Here is a 24,197-nt window from a genome sequence, read left to right as displayed (position 1 = left end):
TAGTACTTTTATACGTAGAAATGCTAATTTTTAAGATATGAAGCTACCAATGCTTCTGCAAGAAGTCTAGCTCCTTATATAACAAGGGTTTTCCCTGCTTCTCTGCATAATTGATCTGCGTCTTGCTGAACTATCCTTTTAGTTTAGCCGATGCTAACTTCGAAGCTTTGTCCACCTTCACACCTTTATAATAGTACGTTACGATTTGTTCGGCAGTAGCCCCTTCTTTGGCCATTCCTTGCGCACCGTACTGACTCATGCCAACACCATGCCCGAAACCGTACGTAGTAATGACTAGTTTTCCATCCACCATGCTCCAATCGAATGCACTCGATCGCAGCCCTAGCTTCTCTCGAATTTCGCGACCTGTGAACTGTTCTGTACCGACTTGAACTTGACCAACTCTCTTACCGGGGGTACGGGATAAGATCCGGAGCTGATTCCGAATGGCTTGCGCGGATCCGGACTTATTTGATGTCCCGCCACCGGATTGCAGCTTCAATGCTTGCGCGGATACACCTAGTTCTGATAGAAGCGCCTCTACCTTATATGTAGTGCTCTCCGCAAATCGCGGCGCTACCCGTTCATCCCAAGGGCTTGCCACACTTTTCAAGTAAGCGACCGGGTTTCCCCAATAATCCTCGGCATTCTCGGTATATCCATTACTTGTGGAGAAAAATGCAGCCATAATCGGTTTGCCTTCATACGTAATGATCTGATCCTCTGTTTCCTCTACGGCGCGGCTCAGCTTCGCCGCCGCTTCCTTCGGCAGCCGCTCCATCTCTGTGAGCGGCTTATAGGCTTGATGGGCGACGGTATCGGTTACGTCGGCCCCCTCAGGTGCGCCGCTTGTATCCTGCGCCAGCAGGCGGCGCATAATGTACGTGCGGGCGGCCATCGCCTGCGCCTTGAGCGCTTCGAGCTCGAAGCTGCTCGGCATCTCTGCTGCGAGGACGCCGCGCACGTACTGCTCCAGCGTGACGCTCTCAACTTGGCGCGTGCCGCTCAGATACACGCGCACCGTGGGCTGCGCCGCCGCTGTGCTGGGCAGCGGCGACACCTTCGGCGCCTGCGGCGCCGCGCGCTCGCTACGAGCGCTCGTGCTTACCCCCTGCTGGTGCTCTTGCACCAGCAGGAGCGGCACGAGCAGCGCGAGCGCAATAAGCGCGCCAGCCCATATGGCGGTGCGCGCTAGCAGCGGCAGGGGGCGTCTTCGCAGGCCCCAGCGGCCCCTGCCGCCAAGGCGCAGGCGCGGCTTCAGCCAGCGCGCGAGCCGCCGCGCCTGCGCAGATAACATCGGTTGCGTTGCCATTGGTCTCACTCCTCTTTCTATTTTAACGATTCCTCTCACTTTCTTATCTAGCATTTCACGAAAAGAAAAGAATCAATCCTCCTCTTTCTCTACCCTATGCTTTTTTAAGAGAAGACAGAACCACATACCCTCGTCCCCCTTCCTGATTACGTGTAGAAGGTTTCTAGGTTCGACACGGATAACTACCAGCAACTCATCATCTATACATGCGAATACATTCGAAAAATCGTATACGTACCAGGACATCTTCATGCAAAACGGCACATACTCAAAACATCTGCACCCAAAATCATATACACGCAAAAAAGCCGCCTCTTCACGAGGCGGCTTTATATCTAGCCGGTACACCTTTTCTATCGATGCTATTGTCTATATGATCCAGGTGGAAGCTCCTTCTCCAGCTTTAGCTCACGATAGGCTTACGCCCAAGTTGGCTGTGCTCGAAAAGTCCCTTCTTCCTTCTCTTCTTTCACGCCTTGTGGCTCTTCATTCATCTTAACGCGGTAGATATCTGCTCCGAGCGAAGACAGCTTCTCTGCTAAGTGCACATAACCACGATCAATATGATGAACGCCTCCGACTTCTGTTGTGCCTTCCGCAATCAACCCTGCACAGATCAACGCAGCTCCAGCACGCAAGTCAGTTGCCGTTACCTTAGCGCCTCTTAGCTTAGCCGGGCCTGTTACTACAGAAGTACGGCCTTCAACCTTGATATTTGCATTCATCAGGTTGAATTCATCCACATGCATGAAGCGGTTTTCGAATACCGTTTCGGTCACTACAGATGTGCCTTCTGCTGCAAGCAGCAATGCCATCATTTGCGACTGCATGTCTGTCGGGAATCCAGGGTATGGAAGCGTCTTTACGTCGACAGCCTTTAACGGCTGTTCCGCACGGACGCGGATACCATTCTCATCCGGATCAATCGTAATGCCCATCTCTTCCATCTTCGCAATAACAGGACCAAGATGATCTGCAATCGCACCTTCCACATACACATCTCCGCCTGTCATCGCTGCAGCAACCATATACGTTCCTGCTTCGACGCGGTCAGGGATAACCGTATGCTCAGCACCATGCAAGTGATCCACACCTTCAATGCGGATAACGCCTGTTCCCGCACCGCGAACGACTGCGCCCATCTTGTTCAGATAGTTCGCCAAGTCAACGATTTCCGGCTCACGAGCTGCATTTTCAATAATTGTTGTACCTTCGGCCAATGTAGCGGCCATCATAATATTTTCCGTCGCACCGACACTTGCATAGTCCAAGTAAATCTTGGTACCCTTCAGTCGGCCGTTCACTTTCGCTTCAATATATCCTTGTCCAAGACCGATAACCGCACCCATAGCTTCAAAGCCTTTCAAATGCTGATCAATCGGACGACTCCCAATAGCGCATCCACCAGGCAGAGAAATACGCGCCTGTCCTGCGCGAGCCAGCAATGGGCCCATGACGAGGAATGATGCTCGCATCTTACGTACCAACTCATATGGGGCTTCAAAAGAATGAAGGTTCTCCGCATTCACACGAATGGTTTCGTCGGCATATGTAAGGCTTGCACCTAATTTTTCTAGTACATTGTGTATCGTTTTCACATCGTCAAGTGGAGGTGCATCGCAAATTACGCTAACGCCTTTTTCTCCCAGTAACGAAGCAGCGATGATCGGAAGTACAGAGTTCTTCGCGCCACTAACACGCACAGTACCCGTCAATCGGTTGCCTCCGCGGACGATAAATTTACTCATCATGTTTCCCTCCGCGCTTTATTTCGCCCCATTATCCGTATATCTGTAAAAAATGGTACGTTCTTTTGATTTCCAAATTACATCATACCACTGCTTTACAGCTATGGACAAGCGATATTTTTCGACAGACCCTTCCACATTTTCCTTGGGGCTATCATCCAGTGTTGACATCTTCATTCGATGTTATTCGACAAGTGCTTGAACCCTTGCCGGACGGGGTTTAATCAAGAGGAAATTACGGTATTAACCCCGTCGGTGTACCGCCGTCCAATTCCTCTTAACCATTATTGATGGTTTCAAAACAAAAAACGCAGTGATTGTGTCCAGCTCCAATAATCGACAAAAAACTGTGCCACTGCCCGGCCAACCAAAATGGCTAAAATCAAATGAACCATTTTGCCTTGTGGGCTCTGCGGATGCCGAATGAACAAATCGATCTTTACATTTTGCAGTGCCCACCACGCGAGTGCAATGCACATCAGTGTAATGATCATTTGAATCGCGCCACTCCAACCTACAGACGAGGTGACCTGTGTCCATGTTTCATTTCCGCCCACTTAGACTCCTCCTTACGATTTCCTATCCAAGGCAACGAGGAGCATCGCTGCGAACTCAGCCCGAGTCGCATCACGATCCGGCTCGAACGTATTGCCTTTATAACCATGCACGTACCCTTGTCGCTTCATCTCAGCCAGCATAGGAGCTGCCCAATGGACAGCAGGAACATCCGCAAACGGCCCCGTGCTTATCGCTCCGGCCTTCAGATGAAGTGCATTGCCGATCATTACCGCCATCTCCGAACGCTTCACCTTCTGGTTGGGCGCGAAGCGCTGGCCACCAATCCCCCCCGTAATACCGGCATTGGCAACTCGTGATACCGCAGAATACGCCCAATGCTTCGAAGTGACATCCTTGAATGAAGTTGTCTGCTTTCCCTTCGCATTCAACTTAAACGCATTGGCGAGAATGGACGCAGCCTCTGCACGAGTGATCGGCCGATCCGGGCCAAATTCCGCTTCAGGATAACCGTTAATCCAGCCTGACTTGACTGCTCGGACGATTGAATCCTTAGCCCAATGCTCCCCTATGTCTCGGAACCCAGCCACAAGTGGATCTGCCTGCACAGATAAGGAATAGAACTGTGTATCGAACTTATCGCTTGTCGTGAGTCGAACGTAGTACGTGCCCGGCTCCAGCTCAGTGCCCAATTCTACAGCGGATTCACCCAACCGGTTGCGTGCTGAGGCAAGCACCTTCTGCTCTCTCGACAGAACGGACATCGTCACCACACGATTCGAAGGCACATTGCCTATCCGAAAGTGCCCATACGCCTGCTCCTTCACCTTCCATTGGAACCAATCCACATCATTATCCTCATGGAAGACACCTTTATATTCCGTTCCTTCACTCATTGTGATCGCTTCGTATACTTTATCATTCGGCTCATTCGGATCCGTGAACTGAGTCAGGTATTCAATATGCAGCTTATACTCTCCCGCCACTGCTTCAGGACGAGCTGTTACTGCATTCTGCACCAATATATAATACTTGCCCGCGGGCAAGTCAGGCAGAACTACCGATTCAGCTTGGCCTTCCTTCTGTTCATCCACCCATCGCGTTTCCATCTGTGAACCGCGAATCTCTATCGCTGGGTCAATACGCACGGTGTCTGTGTCTAGTTTCAACCGAAGTGTCGCCTTGGTCGGCAGTTGAATCGTATACCAATCCAAGTCGGAAGCATGACTGAATGTCCCTACAATATCCTGCGTCCGTGCAGGCAGGGCATATGCTTGAAACTGCTTGTCATTCGGTTCGAACGGATCCTCATAAATGAGAAAGCGTGACGACAGTTTGTAAGATATGGCTGCGCCAGCTTCTTCCGCATAGAATCGAAACACATTCTTCCCTTTTTTAACTGGAACGGTGAGCGGCTTGCTAATAGGGTGACTATACGCGGTACCCGAACGACTATCTGCTAAGAAATGTGTGATTCCAATTTTGCTGGTTCCTTGTATTCGCTGCACGTTTAACTCTAGTGTTCCATCGTAGGGTGCATCTACGACGAACCAGTTATTCTTCTTCTTCCCGTTCAATTCTGCTGCTAAGGAAGTGTCAATCGGGAACATCCTTGCCTTATCACGAGTTGTATTCGTCCCAAATGGATCCTTCTCTACCGGATTCAAGAGCGCTTGATCGGCACGCAGCATCCCGTATCCGCTAAGCTGGTCCCAGCCTTGGGCTTCGATATCTTTCGCCGTCTTCCGCAAATGCTGACGAATTTGATATGGCTTAAGTTCAGGATATTGGCTCCACAGCAATGCCGCCACTCCAGCTACTTGGGGAGCCGCCATCGAGGTGCCTTCCTCAGCAGCATAGCCACCACCTAATGCTGTGGTAAATACATGCCACGGTGCAACGAGATCCACTTCTGGCCCCGTATTCGAACGCGGCTCTACCCGCTGCTGTCTTGTGTTTCCACCGATGGCGAGCACTGTAGGATAAGCAGCTGGATATTTGACCGCGATTTTTTCTCCGTAGCGTTTGCCATCATTTCCAGTAGCTGCAATGAGTAGAACGCCCTTCTGCTCGGCGTAATTCACAATCTCTTCCATGTACTTTGAATATCGGTATAGTCCAACCGACATGACAACGATTTTGGCACCGTGATCGACAGCGTATAGAATGCCCGCACCTAATTTATCCTCATCGCCATAGCCTCTAGCATCAAGTGCCTTAATAGGCATGATCTTGGCTGACCATAGAATTCCGGTTGTCCCCTTGTTATTATTGCCTACTGCTGCGATGACGCCGGCAACGCTAGTACCATGACCGTTATCATCTTGTGGGATACCTGTATCTAGCAGGTTAACCCCCTTCACGATATTCGGCTTCAAATCGGGATGGTTAAAGTCAACCCCCGTATCAACCAGCGCAATTGTAGTAGACAAATTGCTCCTTGTCTTCGTCCATGCCGCTTCAATTCCGATTTGCTGCAAATAGTGCTGCTGCCCGTATAACGTATCATTCGGCTTTATCACCGATTGCAGCGTGCGAACCGTATGATTCGGCTGGATGTATTCGATATCGTCCGAGCGCTTGGCATCGCGAAGCCAATCTCCCGACTTCTCTTCTTCCTTAGGTCGGACAACCATAATTCCTACTGATTCCTGCTCTGATTCTACTATACTGCGACGCAATAATGTGTCATCCTGTGCCCCTTGTTTCCACTTAATAATCCATGAAGTTGAGGTTGCTTCCTCCTCATGGTTCTCATTCCTGACAAGACTCGCAGATGGCGATAGCTGCTCATTCGTCCAGCTTCGCTGCGTCGCCTCCTCCAACCTTACCTCGTATATCGGCGAGATCGCTTGGCGCATGCCTGACGCTTCTATCAGCAGCATGCTTGATAGTACAATGATGGTGCCAGTCACGACGACGCGAGGCAATCGTTTCATAATGAATCCCTTCCTATTCTTGTTCCGAAGGCCTGTGCTAGAGGGTGTTAATACATGATTCCACGAGAAGATGACCAAATTCGTCACCGAATCCAATTCTTCCGACCTCTACCTTGCTCTTTATTCACGTCTATGAATGGTAAAGACAAGCAACCAACGTTTCTCCCATCCATTCAATCACAATATACCTTTACACGTTAAACGTTATAAAGTTTCGCCATGGAGACATGCTTTCCTGTTCGTATTGATCAATTTGAGTCCTGAGTCCTACATTTACAAAAAAAGAATCGAGGTCTCTCGTGAGAGACCTCGATTCTCCGCTAGCACATACTAGCCTATACGTCATTGCATGCTCCAACTAACCTGTGTTCCGATTACATGCGGATCAGCAAATCTACTCCAATTGAGAACACATGTTGAATGACCTTCACGACGAAGCCAGGGAACACACCGAGCAGCAGTACAATCAATACGCATATGATGATGACTGCTCGTTGAGTAATCGATATACGAACTTCATCCTCATTGCCAGCACGCATATACATCTGGCGTATGAAGCCGAAGTAAAAGTAGAAGGAGATTACGCCTGTTACCATCATGAGCACAGAGAGCCACACCGCATGGCTGGCAGCTGCTCCAAAAATGATGTACAGCTTACCCATGAATCCGGCTGTAACTGGGATTCCTGCAAGTGACAGCACAAGTACGGTCATTGCTACAGCTAGCCACGGAGAACGATAATACAGGCCGGCATATCCCTTCATTTCATCATGGCCTGCAGCGCGCTCCATAACCGTATGGACAGCAAACGCACCGATCGTCGTAAATAAATAGGCCAACAAGTAGAATAGGAACTCCGAGAAGTTCGATGAATGCCACGATCCATCCAACATATCGAGCCCAATCGGCACAAGCAGGTAACCTGCATTCGCAATACCAGACAAGGCTAAGAGCCGCTTGACATTCGTCTGCTTGAGCGCCATTGTTGTCCCGATTACCATAGACACCGCTGCTAGCACGAGAAGAATCGTTGCGAAGTCGTGATAGATGAGCATATCCCTATTGGCACCCAGACCAAAATACAGACTATAGAATATGCGGAACAAAATTGCCAAGCTCGCACCTTTGGATACAACTGCCAAGAAGGCAGCGACAGGTGTTGGCGCACCCGCATATACATCAGGTGACCAGGCATGGAATGGTGCTGCTGCAACCTTAAAACCGAAGCCCACCAGCATGAGTAGAAAGCTGACATAGATGAGCGGTTCGAAGGAATGAACTTGATCCGCCAAGCCTCTTGCAATCGCACCAAGCTGCGTACTTCCTGTCATGCCATATACAAAGGACATCCCGTATAAAATAAATGCAGACGCTACACTTCCCAGTACCGCGTATTTGAATGCACCTTCTGATGACTTCCGGTCATTCTTCTTCAACCCAACGAGAATGTAGGAAGTAATGCTCAACAATTCCAGACCAACATAAAGCGTAATTAGATCTCCCGATGAAGCCATGATCATCGCGCCAAGTGCAGCTGGAAGCAGCAAGTAATAATATTCGCCGCGATGAGGAATCTCCTTATCTCTTATATTGCCGATACTCATTAGCAGTATGAGTGCCGTACCGGTAAGAAATACAATTTTGAGCAGCAGGGCAAAATCATCAACGCGATAGCTTTGATTGAGCAGCTGCATAGATCGAGCCGCTTCCTCGTTAAGTAATGTTCGTTGATACAACTTCCATACCACGAAGCCAAGCGAAATTAAAACGCCCAGCAGGGACAGCCCCCCGATAATATCCCGGTTCACACGACGGGGCAGCGCCAAATCAATGAGCGAGATCACAATCGCTGCAATAACAAGCGTCAGCTCAGGTGCCAGCAGTGCGAGATCGCCCAATTGCAGCAGTTTAACTGTAGTCGCTTCCATGGGCCTACCCCCTCACCTTGAATAATTCAATGACATGCTCGACGCCATTATCAATCGGAGCCGTAACGAATGATGGGAACAATCCGATTAAAATAATGCATGCCGTCAGCACCATGATCGGCACGGCTTCGACAAGTCTGGCATCCTTCAAGCTTGCATAACGATCGTCTCTTGGCCCATAAGAGATTGCCAGTACCCCACGAAGCACATAGACACTGCTTAATATAATCCCAAGTGCAGCAAGAATGGCCGCCCATTTCATCGTTCCGAACAGACCAAGCAGGGACAGAAGCTCTGCTACGAATCCCGACAAGCCTGGCAAGCCTAACGACGCCAAGCCTGACAGCAATAAGATGCCGCACAAGAATGGCATGCCCTTCGCTAATCCACCCAGTTCGCCAATTTTTGTTGTTCCTGTACGCTCCAATAATGCGCCTACCAGCAGGAAGAACAACGCAGAGATAAATCCATGCGAGACCATCTGCACAACAGCACCTTGAAGCCCAATGTCATTCATCGCTGCGATACCAAGCAGAACGAAGCCCATATGACTAATACTAGAATAAGCTAAGATAAGTCTAAATTCTGTCTGCACAAAGGCGAGTATAGCCCCATACAGCACATTAATAACACCCAGTACTGCTAGTAGTACAGCCCAAGATGCGGTCTCCTTTGGAAGCAATGCTGTTCCGAACTGAATAAGACCGTAAGCACCCATCTTCAGCAATATTCCTGAGTGCAGCATCACCACAGGTGCCGGAGCTTCAGCATGCACGCGCAGCATCCATGTGTGGAATGGAAAGATCGGGAGCTTCACACCAAAGGCTACAATGAGCAAGAAAAAGACAAACGTCCGCATGCTGTCAGACAAATATACGCCGCTCTGCTCTTGATATATAAAAGAAGTCGCATCATTAATGTTCTTCATAATGACATCAAGATTGCCCGTATATACGTAATGGCCATTCGCCGCCATGTCCGGGTTAGGTGCAAAGCCTGCTGTCACCGTAAGTACAATGAAGGCAACTAAGAGAAGCGCAGAACCGAGCCCATTGTACAGCAGAAATTGATTCGCAGCCTTCTCGCGATGCATATAGCCCCAGATACCAATAAGGAAGTAAGTCGGTACCAGCGTCCATTCGAAGAACATGAAAAATAAGAACAAATCACGTGCCATAAAGACACCCAGCATGCCAACTTCAAGCAGCAGGAAAAGAATAAAATACGACTTCCAGCGTTTCTTCACATACAAGGAAGCAAACGCCGCCATCGAAGCTACGATCGTGGTCATTACCACGAGTGGCAACGATAGGGAATCTATCGACAAATGATATTGAATCGTAAATGCCCACGAGCTTAGCCCTTCAATCAATTCTGAATTGAGCGGAATCGATATCCATGACCATTGCTCTGCTATGGTTTTGCCTTGCTCGAGTGCATCGTAATTGCCATAAATGATAAGCGCTAGTAGAAGAGGCACGAATGTCGTTACAATGCCTGTCACCTGAATCGCACGTGTACGCCCCTGCGGAATGCACAGAAGCACAATGACTCCAAGAAGCGGAGAGAAGGTCAGCAGCGTTAGCAGCGGCATCGAAGAAAGAATATTCAGCATCTACCAGAACCTCCTTCCAAGTGCCAGCACGAGCAGAATCAATCCGACAAAGCCAAACAGGGATACCAGGCCATAGGTTTGCAGTTGACCGTTCTGCACACGTAGCGATGTTCGGCCAACACTGACTGTAAACCATGCTACCAAGCGTACCAGACCATCTATTACCCATTTATCGATTGCCTTCAGCAGTTGCCCAATACCCGATAGGCTACGAACAAATACAATTTGATATAGTTCATCAATATAATATTTGTTGGCAAGCAGACGATAGACAGGTGCCGCCGTATGTTCGAGCGTATCTTGACGCTTGCGACCAGGTCCGTACATGACATATCCAAGTCCAATACCCAATACACCGATAAGCGCCGATACAATCATTACCATGATATTTGCGTGCTCACCTACTTCTTCGCCTGTGAGCCAGGTGCCGAAGCTGCCCCCGAACGGAGTGTTGACGAATCCTGCAACCACAGCCAGTACACTGAGCACGATCAATGGCACTGTCATAGACAATGGCGATTCATGCGCCTTGGAAGCCTCGCTGTCTGCTGATGGAGCCCCCGTAAATACGAGGAAGAACAAACGCGCCATGTAAAAAGCGGTAAAGAATGCAGCAACTGCACCAATAATAAATAAGAGCCAATTATTCTGATCCCAAGCCGCTGTCAAGATCGCATCCTTAGACCAGAAGCCGGACAGAGGCGGAATACCAGACAGTGCCAGTGCGCCAATACCGAATGTCCAAGCTGTAACCTTCATATTGCGGCCAACGCCGCCCATCTTGAATATATCTTGTGTATGTACAGCATGAATGACGCTTCCCGCTCCGAGGAACAGAAGCGCCTTAAAGAAGGCGTGCGTAAACAGGTGGAACACCCCTGCGGTCACAGCCCCAAGACCAAGCGCCATCATCATGTAGCCGAGCTGACTAACCGTTGAGTATGCAAGGATGCGCTTCAAATCGCGCTGTGCGATTGCAATCGTCGCTGCAAAGATCGCAGTAAATCCTCCAACACTCGCGACAATCGTCATTGCCGTAGGCGACATGTGGAAAATATCAAACGTACGTGCAACGAGATATACCCCTGCCGCAACCATCGTAGCCGCATGAATGAGTGCTGAGATCGGTGTCGGCCCTTCCATGGCATCTGGGAGCCAGGTATGCAGCGGGAATTGACCCGACTTGCCAACCGCTCCTACGAATATGAGAGATGCAATCCATGTCGTCAGTCCGGCAGATATACCGCTCTGTGCCAGTGTATCTGCATTGCTGAACACATTGCTGATCGATCCGAAATCAAGCGCATGACCCGGCATGTACCAGAACAGAAGCAGCAGTGCTATAAATAAACCAACGTCTCCGATCCGTGTGACGATGAAGGCCTTCTTAGCCGCAGCACGTGCTGCAGGACGCTCATACCAGAATCCAACGAGGAGGAATGAGCATACCCCTACAAGCTCCCAAAAGATATAGAGCTGGAGCAAGTTTGGAGACAGCACAAGTCCAAGCATCGAGCTGGTAAAGAGCGCAATATAGGCGTAGAACACCGTTTGCCGCTCATCACCATGCATGTAGTCTTTGGAATACACATTTACTAGTAAGCTGACCAGCGTGACAATGACGAGCATTAGCGCGTTCAAGTTCGTCACATCGAATCCAAACTCCAGGCGGATGTCACCGAAGCGAATCCAATCAAAGCTCCGGGTATAGTCCTCCATCGTTCCGGACACCCGCTCCCACAAGAGGAGCGCAGACATAATGAACGCAGCAAGAGAGCTGATGACACCGAGCAGAACGGCTGCGCCTTTCATCTGGCGGCCAAATGCCGTCAGTATGAGGAACGCGAGCAGCGGAATGACCGGGATAGCCCATGCGAATTGCGAAAAGACGGATTCCATTGTCGTATCCTCCCTACCGATTATCTCTTCAAGTCGTCAAATTCGTCCACGTTGGCCGTTCCGCGATTCCGGTACAACGCGATAAGGATGGCGACACCAATTGCCGCTTCTGCAGCTGCAATCGCAATTGTAAAGAGAGAGAAAATTTGCCCCTTCAGGCTCGGTACGACCCCGTATTTCGAAAAGGCAATCAAGTTCAAGTTCGCCGCATTGAGCATCAACTCAATGGACAACAGCACAATAACAGCATTGCGCTTTGTTAATACACCATATAAACCAATACAGAACAATATAGCGGCAAGTGTTAAAAAGGAAGCAAGCATCGTACTCATCCTTCATCCGCCTCCTTCTTAGCCAGCACAATTGCTCCGATAAAGGCCACCGTCAACAGAACAGACAGCAGCTCGAACGGAATGACGTGCTCTGTGAACAGTTGCTTCCCGATATTCAGCGTATTATCCTGAACCAATGCAGCGTCTTGATGTACAGGAAACTCAGAGCTGCGAATAGAGAAGAATAGCACTCCAAACAGGGCAATACAGCCTATCGCGGCCAACGCTTCCTTCCATGGCTTGACGAATGCCTCATCCTGCTTATCGTGCTTGGTCATCATAATTCCGAAAATCATGAGTATCGATATCGCGCCTGTATAAACAAGCACCTGCACAAAAGCAACAAATTCAGCATCCAACAGCACGTACATCCCTGCCAACCCTAGGAAGGAGAAAGCAACAGAGACGACCATATGTACAACCTTCGTAAAGTTAAGCATCAATACCGCGCCGGAAATAATGCAGATGGCCAACACGAAGAAGACTATCGTCCCCCCCGTCCAATCCAAAGAGAAGTTAAACATTTTTCTTCGCGCCCCCCTTCGGCATGGCGGAGTTGTTCTCTTGACGAACATTGACATTATTGTCGTTCAGCCAGTTCAAATTTTTGAACAAGTCATCGCGACTGTATGTCGCCAGTTCAAAATTGTTGGTCATGACAATCGCTTCGGTCGGACATACTTCCGTACAAAGATCGCACAAAATGCAAATCTCAAAGTTAATATCGTACGTGTCGATCACTTTGCCCTTCTTCTCTGGATCTGGATTCGGTTTGCCTGTCAACGTAATGCATTCCGTTGGACAGATGCGGGCACATTGATTGCATACGATGCACTTATCCGGATCGAAATGCTGTATGCCGCGAAAACGGTCAGGCATTTCAAGCGGAACATCTGGGTATTTGTAGGTGACCTTCTTCGACGTCATCGCCTTGAATGTAACGCCTAGACCCTTCAACAGTCCTTTCACGGATCTCACCCCTAGCCTATTTGTTGAAAATTTCGATGTAAAACGCCGTCAAGAAGACGTTAAGCAGGGCAAGCGGCAGCAGCACCTTCCACCCAAAGCCCATCAATTGGTCTACACGTATACGTGGCATCGTTGCGCGCAGCCAGAATAGGAAGAAGACGCAGAATGAAAATTTCAGGATGAACCACAGCAGCCCCGGAATGAAGTCGAGGAACGGGAGCGGTGGATGCCAGCCGCCTAGGAACAAGACCGTCGTCAGTGCCGAGAGTGCGAATACATATACGTATTCCGCCAACATGAAGAAGGCGAATCGGAAGCCGCTATATTCAACATGATAACCCGCAACAAGCTCTGATTCTGCTTCTGGCAAATCAAATGGGGTACGATTCAACTCAGATACCCCCGCGATAATAAAGACAATAAATCCGATGATTTGCGGGATAAAGTTCCATTCCCAAAAATAGTTGCCTTGCCCTTCTACAATGGTACGCAAACTGAGCGATCCGTTCAACATGATTATACCCGCGACTGAGATAACGAGCGGAATTTCATAGCTAATCATTTGCGCCGCTGAGCGCATTCCGCCAAGCAGCGAGTATTTGTTGTTAGAGGCCCACCCTCCTAAAATGATACCAATGGTAGAGATGCTGGACAATGCGGCATAATATAACAGCCCTACATTTAGATCAGCAAAGCCTAGATTAGCGGCATAAGGAATCGTCGCAATGACCGCAAATGCCGGTACATACGTGATGACTGGAGCCAAGATGAATAGTGCTTTATCAGCCTTGCGAGGTATTGTGTCTTCCTTGAGTAGTAGTTTCAATATATCAGCAACCGTCTGCAGCAGTCCCAGCGGACCTACCCGTGTAGGACCATGACGCAGCTGCATCCAGCCGATGACCTTGCGTTCGAAGTAAATCGCATAGGTTACGAAGCCAAGGACGACGAAAAGAAGAACAACTCCCCATGCGATAAAAATTAGACCATTCTGCCACGTGAGCGTCTGATTCAACAAGTCCCCCACTATGCATCCACCTCCCCGACGACGATATCGATCCCGCCCAGTATGGTAATCATATTCGTCATCGTTTCGCCTACGAGCAGCTTCGGCAGTATTTGCAAATTAACGAAGGACGGCCGACGGAACTTCAACCGGAACGGCTCCGCCTTGCCCTTGGATACGATATAGCAGCCAATCTCTCCGCGCGGAGATTCAATACGAGCGTATACTTCACCAGCAGGCGGACGTATGACGCGCGGCACTTTGCCCATTGTCTCTCCCTCGCTCGGGAATTGCTCCACAGCCTGCTCCAAAATGCGTAAGCTTTGCCGTATCTCTTCAACACGAATCAAATACCGTTCATAGCAGTCCCCACGGGTTCCAAGTGGAACATCGAATTCGAATCGATCGTACAGGCTGTAAGGCTCCTGCTTCCTCAAATCCCAATTCACTCCCGTGCAGCGTAGATTGGCACCGCTAAGTCCATATGCGATTGCCGTTTCCGCATCATAAGTACCGATTCCTTTAATGCGTGACAGGAAAATTTCGTTGCCGCTTACGAGCTTGTTGTATTCATCCAGCCTTTTGCGCATGTATGGAACAAACTCGCGGACTTTGTCGATCCAGCCTGGAGGCGCGTCCCACTTGACGCCGCCGACCCGCATATAGTTGTATGTCAGCCGTGCCCCGCATAGTTCGTTGAACAAATCGATAATGATCTCCCGGTCGCGGAACGCAAATAAGAACGGGCTCATCGCCCCAATATCAAGCAAATACGTCCCCCACCATACCAAATGGCTTGCTACGCGTTGCAATTCCATAACGATAAGTCGGAGAAACTCTGCTCTCTCCGGAACTTCCAGCTGCATCAGCTTCTCAACGGCATGCACGAGTACATAGTTGTTCGTCATGGCGGACACATAATCCATACGATCGGTATAAGGAATAATTTGCGTATAGTTCAAGTTTTCCGCAAGCTTCTCCGTTCCGCGGTGCAAATATCCCATTACCGGGGTCGCTTCCTTGATCACCTCGCCATCAATCTTGACGACGATGCGGAATACACCGTGAGTACTCGGGTGCTGCGGTCCAACATTAAGCAATAGTTCTTCTGTACGAATCACAGGGTTACACCTCCGAATCTAACGGCACGTAGTCTTTGCGAAGCGGATGTCCAACCCAGTCATCCGGCATCATGATGCGACGCAAGTCGGGATGTCCCGGAAACGAAATGCCCAACAAGTCGTAAACTTCGCGCTCATTCCAGTTCGCAGTAGGCCATATAGGCGTTACCGATGCGATGGAAGGCACCTCGCGATCTGTCTTTACACGAACAGCAACCTCTGCTTTCGTGCTTAAATTGATAAGATGATAGATTACTTCTAAATGAGTTTCCTGGTCAATGCCGGATAAATTACGCAAATAGTCACACGACCAATCTTTATGTTCACGAAGCAGCTGAGCTGTTACTAGCCAATGTTCATTTTTCACCGTTACCGTTGGCAAATGATCATTGACTTCATTGATAGCCGCCTCTTCAACCGCATCCTCTGCGACTTCGGCCTTAAGCAGGACTATGAGCTGATCAAGAACTGGCTGTTTGGGTGAGGGCTCTTTCGGCTTTGGCGGTTCTTCGTCTGCCTTAACCCGAGGCGCTCGTGCGGGCCGTTCTGGTTTCTCCGCAGCATCCCCTGCACCGTCTTCCTTCGCACGTGCTCTTGGTGGACGAGCTGCTGCATCGGCTGTAGTCGATGTTTCACCACCGCCTTCTGCTGCCTTCGCCCGCGCCGCGCGCGCCTCAGCAGCCGCTTGAATTCGCGCAGCCTTCTCCTCTTCCGTCAAAGGGGCACGCTTCGGCTTCTCCGTTTCCGCAGTTACGGAAACCTCCTTCGTCGCATCCGCATGCTCCTGGGATTCAGCAGATGCAGAAGTCACTGGATCATCTTGTAGTGCTGCCGCTTCCTTCTGCTCTTTTACTGTCCCTTCGACCGTCTCTAGCTTCTGCGCTGGCACTGCAGGGACGGTCTCCACATCTGATGCCTCCCGAACTGGCACTTGCGGTTCATCCGCTTTCACTTCGGACTTTTTTCCTGCTGCGGTCTTGATTCCTTCACTTGCTGTTGCTTCATCTAAATCTGGTTTTGAACCTAGATTCGAATCTGCTTTCGATTCTGGAATCGAATTAGATTCCGTATTTGATTCCTGCTTCGATCGTTGCTCAGAGGATTGTTCTTCAGCTGTCTTTTCCTTCTCTTGTTCCTCGCTCATCGATTCGTCACCCGCTTTCCGGTTTTCGCCTCATAGCGGATTTTCTCTTGCAGCTTGTTGATGCCGTAGATAAGGGCCGCAGGATTCGGCGGGCAGCCTGGAATATAAACATCAACAGGCACTATCTGATCCACGCCTTTGACGACTGAATACGACTTCACGTACGGCCCTCCAGCCGTCGCGCATGATCCCATTGCGATGACCCATTTCGGCTCAGGCATTTGATCATACAGACGCTTCAAGAGCGGCCCCATCTTCTTCGTGACTGTACCAGATACGATCATAACATCCGATTGTCTTGGAGACGTTCGAAAGATAACGCCGAAGCGATCCAAATCGTAGTGCGACGCTCCCGTCCCCATCATCTCAATCGCGCAGCACGCAAGACCGAACGTAAGCGGCCATAGTGAATTGCTTCGAGCCCATGCCTTCAACTGTTCAAGCGTGCCAAAGAACACATTGCGTTCCAACTCCTGCCGTTCTTCCGGCGTAATTGATTCTAAAGTGAGTCCCATTGAAGCACCTTCTTTTTCCAGGCGTAAATTAATCCAACCAACAGCAATCCGACGAAAATCAACATTTCGACAAGTGCAAACAATCCAAGCTGATTGTATGCAACCGCCCATGGATACAAGAAAACGGTTTCGACATCAAAAATGACAAACATGAGCGCAAACAAATAGTACCGTACGTTGAATCGGACTTGTCCGACACCAACAGGTTCGTTACCGCTTTCATAAGTTGTTTGCTTCATATCTGTCGGCTTCTTTGGTCTAAGCCATCTCCCTACCGTCAGTGCGACAACCGGCAATAAAATACCGAGTGCAATAAAAATGGCCACAATGACGTAATTGTTGATGTACTGTTCCAAAAGTCATCCCCTCCGCCGCAGCAACTGCCATTTTGCAAAAAAATAGAGAATTTTGTAATAAACCCGCCACAATTATAACAAAACCTACCAACTCCGTCTATGCAATTAATACCACCTTTTGGACAGTTTTATGAAAAGTTGTTCGGTTTTGGTTATATACATATTCACATAAGGAGAACGATAGAAGATCAGCTGGTGAATGTTTTATGAACATCTGGGTGCTCGAGCAGCTCTGGAGTCTCAGGAGAGTAACCAATCAGCAGATATGCTTCTTCCTCTCACTGAATGCGACCACTGGCTGAGCTATGGAATTATATCTTTGTAAAAACCAAAAATGCACTCCTTATAGACATTCATCAGATATGACACAGAGCTGTCTACCCAATGACTGCTATAAAGAGTGCACTTCAGATTAGCAGATCCAAGAAGCGACTCAGCTTACTTCAACTATCGCGTGCATGCTGCTGTCGCCGTTCCATCATCTATCGTTTGGTTTATTTCAATGTAATGCCAAATTCCGAGCCTGGTGCACCAGCAAAGACGATTGTGCCATTCTTAGGCAGCGTAACTTCGTTATTGCCGCTGACAACTGTAAAGTTAACTGGTAGGCCTTGCTCGTTATAGACCACGAATCCCCCCTTCGCCGGAAGCGCAACAGTCATTGTCTTGCCCATGGCTACATCCGGAACTGTATACCATCTGGCGTGCCCGTTCGCTTGCAGCGTGGCAGTTGAGCTTTTTCCAGCATAGAGGGGATTAACGTTCGCACCGCTGATATACAATTTGCCAGCCTCCTCCATGTATTCGACTCCGTCTTGCGTGAAGAATCTAGATTCCGCCAGATCCCGACCGCCCAGCATGCCCGGAATATTAAGCTCGCTTGCGGCCGTGTTTGAACCTGTAATTTTTTTGTCCCCTAGATAACCCGGCAGTTCATCAGTAAGGGCTATTTGTATCGTCGGTTTCATCAAGAAATACAGAATGGAGGTATATTTCTCGTTTACTTGGTAGAACGCCATTCCTTGCCGTTTCGTCCAAGCATCGGCAGTCTCTTTCGAGAGCTTGTTCACTTCCAATTTTTCTGCCGCATAATGCGACAATACAAACTGTCCCAGACCTGGCATTGTCATATATTCTCTCACCCAGATGTATGTGCGGCCATTCTTCTCGGTTACAAAACTGACCTTGGAAGTTCCGCTCTCATTGATAAAGCTTCCATCGGCTGTGTACACATACTTTTCTTTCGAATGATCAATGAGAGTCATTAATGGCAAAAACAGTTCGCCTTCCTTTTTGATCTCAACCTTCACTTGCTGATTTCTAGTACCATAATAACCAGCCTGATTCGCCACCTCAGCAGGTATCTCCGCTTTTACCGGCTTGCCGAAGGATTTCTCCGGTTTTATCGTTTTAATTGCCCCCTTCTCCTTCAGCGCTTGCAGCAGCAAGTCGTTCGCCAGCAGCTCATTTGTCATGCTTGAACCGCCAGATGACAACACTGCTGCCGCCATCTTCTGTTCGGGAAGTACAACGAGGGAAGCATGATACAAAATCGTATCTCCGCCTTTGGCTAATCCCTTCATGCCGTATTCATTGAATGGAAACAGCTTCACGCTGTCCCAGCCGAGACCGTAATTGAAGCTATTATCCGTATCTTCCGGCCACAGGCCTTTCTTGTATTCCTCATTCGCCATCGCCTGTATCGCCTTGTCAGAGAGGACACCCTTCGTCTCACCTGTAAACAGTTGCGAGAATCTCACCAAATCTTCCGCCGTAGAATAAATCCCCCCTGTCCCGATCGCATTGACAGTTTCATTCGGAAGCTGACCTTGGTAGAAAGGGAAATAGAGCCCCGCCAACTTGTCTTGTTCTAATACGTCCTGCGATGTCTTCGTATGGCTCAACTTCAACGGTTCCGTAAAATAGTTGTGTATAAATGCTGTAAAGCTCATGCCGCTAACTCTCTCTACTAGAATCTCAGCCAATGTGAAGCCGTCGTTACAGTAAACAGAAAACGCGCCTGGATTCGCTTTTAGACTTTGCGTTGATAATTGTTTAAGCAGCGTATCATGCGGATAGGTATCATTGTCCTCGAACAGGAAGGCGTTGCCGTAACTGGAGCCTCCTTGCAAGCCAGAGGAATGGTTCAGCAACATGCGCGGAGTAATCTGCTTATACCGTTCATCCTTCATTGTGAAATCGGGAATATAGTTGATCAAGGGCGCATCGAGGTCAATCTTCCCCTCGTCCACTAGCTTCATTACGGCTGCGGCCGTGAACACTTTGCTCGTTGAGCCGATGCCATACATCGTATCCTCGGTCAACGGCTTCTTCCCTTCTCTATCGTTGATGCCAGCCTGGCCGGACACCGTAATCTTGCCGTTGTCAATCAGTGCATATTGTACACTGACTGTCCCCATTTTAGTGAGAAGAGCAGCTTTCTCCGCCGCGATCTGTTCTAGTCTCTGAGTGACTGCTGCGACATTACTATTGCCTGTTGGGGACGCCATTACTGCTGACGGAACAATCATCGACAGCGCAAGGGTTAGTGCAAGTATCCTATGGAATCTTTTTCTCATTACAAATTCCTCCTTATTGCGAATCTGTAGTTAGTACGATTTTCCTTTTTGATTCGTTCATTACAAAATTAAAAACAGAGAAACAATAAAGCCCCTTTCTGATCCTCAGATCAAAAAAGGGGCCAATAAATGCCCGCATTCCACGGGCCAGCTTCGACGCATTCCAATCAAGTTATATTCAACTTATTTTCAACTCATATAGCTGATTTTCAATTCAGCTCAGCCCTAACCTAGATTCACTCTATTGAGCAGTGACCATCCATTTATCTGGGCGTGGAAATGAGGGCAAAAAAAAGAGAGCTGCGATCCGGCCACAGCTCACGGAGGATGAGGAAACTACCTACAATTAACCAACCTACTGAAAATCAAAAGAACCAAGAAGAAGGTTATTTCACTTGATGTGACGGTTCAAGAAGCAGCCTTCCCGAACGTTCACTTGATGAGGTTAATTGATAACCTTCATTTGAGAATGATTATCAATATTAACTGTCTTTATTATAATCAGACCTCATACATGCGTCAAGCAATAAAATGATGTTTTCCAAAATTTATTTTTCGATGAATGACGGGCTATGTGAAAAATGGTTTTGAACTCTGCTACGTATTCGGTTTACAATATCCATACATCGGATCATACAACAAGGGGTTGAACGCCAATATGACACAACCGATGATTTGGATCGTCGGCGCCGGCTGCGGCATCGGACTTGGCATTGCCAAGTCATTTGGACAACGTGGTTACCTTCCCGTTCTCATTACGCGAGAATCGGATACGCTAGAGCAAATGAAAGACATCCTGCATGATATGAATATTGAAGCGACAGGGGCAGTCGCACTTACTAGCGACGAAGCTGCTCTTCGTCAAACACTGTCAGCACTTGAAACAGAGTACGGCACGCCTGAGGCCGTCGTATACAACGCCTCTGCCCATGCACCTGGACTTCCCTCTGAAGTACAGCCTTCTGATATGATCGAAGACTTCAAGGTTAACGTAGTAGGGGCGTTGACGACTGCCCAATGTATTCTTCCGGGCATGAAAATGCGTGGTACAGGTTCATACCTGCTGACGGGTGGTGGACAAGCACTGCAGCCGACAGCATCACTGGCATCACTCGGTGTCGGGAAATCTGGTCTGCGCAGCCTTGCCCTCAGCCTACATGATGAGTTCAAGCAATATGGTCTCTATGCTGGCACATTGACCGTCTGCGGCTTCGTCCAGCCAAACACCTCCTTTGACCCACAATTGGTCGGAGAAGCCTTCTACAGCATGCATACGAAGCGCTCTGAGGCTGAGGTTATGTTGAAGCCATAATCAAGTTCATATGAATGATGAAAAAATAATCCTTATGAAAAAAGAGCTGTTCCAAAACCTGAGGGGTTCTGGAACAGCTCTTCTTCGATTTATATCATGATTACCATTCTTTTTGCGAGACTTTAATCCGCGTCACGGCACGTTGGAGCGACAATTCCGCACGACGGAAGTCCAGGGAATCCTGCTTGCTCCGTGCAGCCATCGCCAGACGTTGCTCCGCCCGGGCTTTCGCTGCCTTGGCACGTTCCACATCGATGTCTTCCGGCATTTCCGCGCTTTCTGCAAGCACAACGACTTTGTCCTTACGTACTTCAACAAATCCGCCATGAACCGCAATCCAATGCTCCTTGCCGCCTTCTTTGATCTTCATCGGACCAATGCGAAGCGGCGTAACCATCGGAATATGGTTCGCCAAAATACCAAGATCTCCTTCGACGCCCTTGACGCTAATCATGTCCACCTGCTGTTCGAACACTTTGTGCTCCGGTGTAACGATTTCCAACAAAAAGGTGCTCAACTGCGGTTTCCTCCTTCCGTTCTGTCCACGCCTTAGCAATAGACAGCCCGTTTCACGTCAAGCCGCTTACAGCGTCTTTGCTTTTTCCACAGCTTCTTCGATTGTACCAACGTACAAGAAGGCTGCTTCTGGAAGGTCATCATGCTTGCCGTCCAGGATTTCCTTGAAGCTGCGTACTGTTTCTTTAACAGGTACGTATTTACCAGCAAGACCCGTAAATTGTTCCGCAACGTGGAACGGTTGAGACAAGAAGCGTTGAATTTTGCGCGCGCGCGCAACCGTCAACTTATCTTCTTCGGACAACTCGTCCATACCAAGGATTGCGATAATATCTTGAAGCTCTTTATAGCGCTGCAAGAGGCGCTTAACACCTTGTGCGACATGATAGTGCTCTTCACCTACAATGTCTGGTGCCAAGATCCGGGATGAGGATGCAAGCGGATCAACCGCAGGGAAGATACCCATCTCGGAAATTTTACGCTCCAAGTTCGTCGTTGCATCCAAGTGAGCAAACGTCGTAGCTGGAGCTGGGTCTGTGTAGTCATCCGCAGGAACGTAGATCGCCTGGATGGATGTTACAGAACCTTTTTTCGTTGAAGTAATACGTTCTTGCAACTGACCCATTTCCGTAGCCAACGTAGGTTGGTAACCTACCGCGGAAGGCATGCGGCCGAGCAAGGCGGATACTTCGGAACCCGCTTGTGTAAAGCGGAAGATGTTATCGATGAACAAGAGAACGTCCTTGCCTTCTTCATCACGGAAATGTTCAGCCATTGTCAGACCCGTCAAGGCAACGCGCAAACGTGCTCCTGGCGGCTCATTCATCTGACCGAATACCATCGCTGTTTTGCTGATAACGCCGGAATCCTTCATTTCATGGTACAAGTCGTTACCTTCGCGCGTACGCTCGCCGACACCCGCAAATACGGAAATACCGCCGTGCTCCTGCGCGATGTTGTTGATCAGCTCTTGGATCGTTACCGTCTTACCTACGCCGGCACCGCCGAACAGACCGATCTTACCGCCCTTCACATAAGGAGCCAGCAAGTCGATAACTTTGATCCCTGTTTCGAGAATTTCCGCTTGCGTGGAAAGCTCGTCAAACTTAGGAGCTTCTTTATGAATCGGGCTTACTGTTTCTTTTACCACGTCGCCCGCATTATCAATTGCTTCGCCAAGCACGTTGAATACACGACCCAACGTCACTTCGCCTACCGGTACTGTAATTGGAGCGCCAAGATCTGACGCTTCCATGCCGCGAATCAAGCCGTCTGTAGAAGACATCGCAACGCAGCGAACTACGTTGTCACCCAAGTGAACCGATGCTTCCAACGTCAAGTTGATGTCAGGCGCGCCGGCAGTTGTCGACTTCTGCTCAATCTTGATCGCGTTCAAAATTTCAGGCAGTTGTCCACGTTCGAACTCAATGTCGACAACCGGACCCATTACGCTAATCACGCGTCCTTTACTCATCTCGTTCCCTCCTACTGTCAAACATGCATTTCCGATTAAGCCTGAGCGTTTGCCCCTGCTACAATTTCCGAAATTTCTTGCGTAATCGCCGCTTGGCGTGCACGGTTGTACACGAGCGTCAGCGAGTTGATCATCTTCGTTGCGTTCTTCGTCGCACTGCCCATCGCGGTCATCTGCGCTCCGAACTCACTTGCCTTCGCATCGAGGAGCGCACTATAAATAAGTGTCTCCGCATACTTCGGCAGCAACTGCCCGAGCACTTCTTCAGCAGAAGGCTCATATTCATACGATGTTACTGGACCGTTAAACGCTTCATCATCAAGCGGCAAGAGTTTTTTCTCTACCGGCACCTGTGTGATTGCGTTCACGAATTCGTTATAGAACAGAATCAGTTCATCATACTTGTGCTCTTCGAAATATTTCACGGCGTTGTATGCGATAGACTTAATATCTGCAAATGTAGGCGTGTCCGGCAACTCCGTAACAGCCTCCACGATATTAAATCCTCTTCTGCGGAAGTAATCACGACCCTTGCGTCCGATGACGAATAATACGATATCATCCTTCGTCAGCTTGTTTTCCTGCATCGTCACCATGACCTTACGAAGCACGTTGGCATTGTAGCCGCCCTTCAAGCCACCGTCGGATGTGATAACGAGATATCCCGTCTTCTTCACAGGACGCTTCTCTAGCATCGGGTGGGAAATCCCTTGCGTACCAGCCGCAATGCTGGAGACGACCTCCTTCAGCTTATCCGCATAAGGACGAGCTGCCTCAGCCTTCGATTGTGCACGGCGCAGCTTCGCCGCACCAACCATCTCCATCGCCTTCGTGATCTGCTTCGTGCTCTGCACGCTCTTGATCTGGCGCTTAATCTCGAGAATTCCTTTAGCCACTTCCATCTCACCTGCCTTTA

At 49.2% G+C, this 24,197-nt stretch carries 20 protein-coding genes; 1 reads left to right on the top strand and 19 read right to left on the bottom strand.

Annotated elements, in window-relative coordinates; translation table 11 throughout:
* Nucleotides 1-130 precede the first annotated feature (130 nt).
* The 16 genes from spoIID to BP95_RS0123690 form a co-directional block, all read right to left on the bottom strand.
* Nucleotides 131-1,312 (bottom strand): stage II sporulation protein D, encoded by a 1,182-nt coding sequence (spoIID, locus tag BP95_RS0123770; protein WP_028533396.1) that lies wholly within the window; start codon nt 1,310-1,312, stop codon nt 131-133.
* Between the two features lie 419 nt (nt 1,313-1,731).
* A complete protein-coding gene (gene murA / locus BP95_RS0123760; RefSeq protein WP_021257158.1) occupies nt 1,732-3,060 on the bottom strand; it encodes a UDP-N-acetylglucosamine 1-carboxyvinyltransferase in 1,329 nt (442 codons plus the stop codon).
* Nucleotides 3,061-3,356: 296 nt separating this feature from the next.
* Nucleotides 3,357-3,617, bottom strand: coding sequence for a DUF1146 family protein (locus tag BP95_RS0123755; RefSeq protein ID WP_021257159.1), 261 nt, complete (start codon nt 3,615-3,617; stop codon nt 3,357-3,359).
* Between the two features lie 12 nt (nt 3,618-3,629).
* Nucleotides 3,630-6,515 (bottom strand): S8 family serine peptidase, encoded by a 2,886-nt coding sequence (locus BP95_RS0123750; protein WP_021257160.1) that lies wholly within the window; start codon nt 6,513-6,515, stop codon nt 3,630-3,632.
* Between the two features lie 374 nt (nt 6,516-6,889).
* Nucleotides 6,890-8,443 (bottom strand): NADH-quinone oxidoreductase subunit N, encoded by a 1,554-nt coding sequence (locus BP95_RS0123745; RefSeq protein ID WP_021257161.1) that lies wholly within the window; start codon nt 8,441-8,443, stop codon nt 6,890-6,892.
* A gap of 4 nt (nt 8,444-8,447) precedes the next feature.
* A complete protein-coding gene (locus BP95_RS0123740; protein WP_021257162.1) occupies nt 8,448-10,058 on the bottom strand; it encodes a complex I subunit 4 family protein in 1,611 nt (536 codons plus the stop codon).
* Nucleotides 10,059-11,957, bottom strand: a complete 1,899-nt coding sequence (gene nuoL, locus BP95_RS0123735; protein ID WP_021257163.1) for an NADH-quinone oxidoreductase subunit L — start codon at nt 11,955-11,957, stop codon at nt 10,059-10,061.
* Nucleotides 11,958-11,977: 20 nt separating this feature from the next.
* The gene (gene nuoK / locus BP95_RS0123730; protein WP_021257164.1) at nt 11,978-12,289 is read right to left on the bottom strand and encodes an NADH-quinone oxidoreductase subunit NuoK; all 312 of its coding nucleotides are present in this window, start codon (nt 12,287-12,289) and stop codon (nt 11,978-11,980) included.
* A complete protein-coding gene (locus BP95_RS0123725; protein WP_021257165.1) occupies nt 12,286-12,813 on the bottom strand; it encodes an NADH-quinone oxidoreductase subunit J in 528 nt (175 codons plus the stop codon). Before BP95_RS0123725 ends, nuoK begins: the two co-directional genes overlap by 4 nt.
* Nucleotides 12,806-13,258: an NADH-quinone oxidoreductase subunit NuoI gene (gene nuoI, locus BP95_RS0123720; RefSeq protein WP_021257166.1), complete on the bottom strand. Its 453-nt coding sequence runs from the start codon at nt 13,256-13,258 to the stop codon at nt 12,806-12,808. Before nuoI ends, BP95_RS0123725 begins: the two co-directional genes overlap by 8 nt.
* A gap of 16 nt (nt 13,259-13,274) precedes the next feature.
* Entirely contained in the window at nt 13,275-14,285 is a 1,011-nt protein-coding gene (gene nuoH / locus BP95_RS0123715; protein WP_021257167.1) for an NADH-quinone oxidoreductase subunit NuoH, read from the bottom strand.
* Nucleotides 14,285-15,385 carry an NADH-quinone oxidoreductase subunit D gene (locus BP95_RS0123710; protein WP_021257168.1) on the bottom strand — a complete coding sequence of 367 codons (1,101 nt, stop codon included), beginning with the start codon at nt 15,383-15,385 and terminating at the stop codon, nt 14,285-14,287. The genes nuoH and BP95_RS0123710 overlap by 1 nt, the downstream gene beginning before the upstream one ends.
* A gap of 4 nt (nt 15,386-15,389) precedes the next feature.
* Nucleotides 15,390-16,529 carry an NADH-quinone oxidoreductase subunit C gene (locus tag BP95_RS32750; RefSeq protein ID WP_021257169.1) on the bottom strand — a complete coding sequence of 380 codons (1,140 nt, stop codon included), beginning with the start codon at nt 16,527-16,529 and terminating at the stop codon, nt 15,390-15,392.
* The gene (locus BP95_RS0123700; RefSeq protein ID WP_021257170.1) at nt 16,526-17,044 is read right to left on the bottom strand and encodes a NuoB/complex I 20 kDa subunit family protein; all 519 of its coding nucleotides are present in this window, start codon (nt 17,042-17,044) and stop codon (nt 16,526-16,528) included. Before BP95_RS0123700 ends, BP95_RS32750 begins: the two co-directional genes overlap by 4 nt.
* Nucleotides 17,029-17,400: an NADH-quinone oxidoreductase subunit A gene (locus tag BP95_RS0123695; protein WP_005544817.1), complete on the bottom strand. Its 372-nt coding sequence runs from the start codon at nt 17,398-17,400 to the stop codon at nt 17,029-17,031. The genes BP95_RS0123700 and BP95_RS0123695 overlap by 16 nt, the downstream gene beginning before the upstream one ends.
* Before the next feature lie 494 nt (nt 17,401-17,894).
* Nucleotides 17,895-19,979, bottom strand: a complete 2,085-nt coding sequence (locus BP95_RS0123690; RefSeq protein WP_028533394.1) for a serine hydrolase domain-containing protein — start codon at nt 19,977-19,979, stop codon at nt 17,895-17,897.
* A 658-nt stretch (nt 19,980-20,637) separates the two neighbouring features.
* Here BP95_RS0123690 and BP95_RS0123685 point away from each other — a divergent pair.
* Nucleotides 20,638-21,291: an SDR family NAD(P)-dependent oxidoreductase gene (locus BP95_RS0123685; protein WP_021257172.1), complete on the top strand. Its 654-nt coding sequence runs from the start codon at nt 20,638-20,640 to the stop codon at nt 21,289-21,291.
* Nucleotides 21,292-21,391: 100 nt separating this feature from the next.
* Here the strand turns inward: BP95_RS0123685 and BP95_RS0123680 are convergent, their stop codons facing one another.
* From BP95_RS0123680 to atpG, 3 genes are all read right to left on the bottom strand, one after another.
* Nucleotides 21,392-21,808, bottom strand: coding sequence for a F0F1 ATP synthase subunit epsilon (locus tag BP95_RS0123680; RefSeq protein WP_005544821.1), 417 nt, complete (start codon nt 21,806-21,808; stop codon nt 21,392-21,394).
* A 66-nt stretch (nt 21,809-21,874) separates the two neighbouring features.
* The gene (atpD, locus tag BP95_RS0123675) at nt 21,875-23,281 is read right to left on the bottom strand and encodes a F0F1 ATP synthase subunit beta (RefSeq protein WP_021257173.1); all 1,407 of its coding nucleotides are present in this window, start codon (nt 23,279-23,281) and stop codon (nt 21,875-21,877) included.
* Between the two features lie 35 nt (nt 23,282-23,316).
* Entirely contained in the window at nt 23,317-24,177 is an 861-nt protein-coding gene (gene atpG / locus BP95_RS0123670) for an ATP synthase F1 subunit gamma (RefSeq protein ID WP_028533393.1), read from the bottom strand.
* Nucleotides 24,178-24,197: the final 20 nt, after the last annotated feature.

This window comes from Paenibacillus sp. UNC217MF, assembly GCF_000686865.1.
GTDB lineage: Bacteria > Bacillota > Bacilli > Paenibacillales > Paenibacillaceae > Paenibacillus_B > Paenibacillus_B suaedae.
The sequence above is the reverse complement of the archived record's forward strand: the minus strand, read 5'-3'. Positions and strand labels throughout refer to the sequence as shown.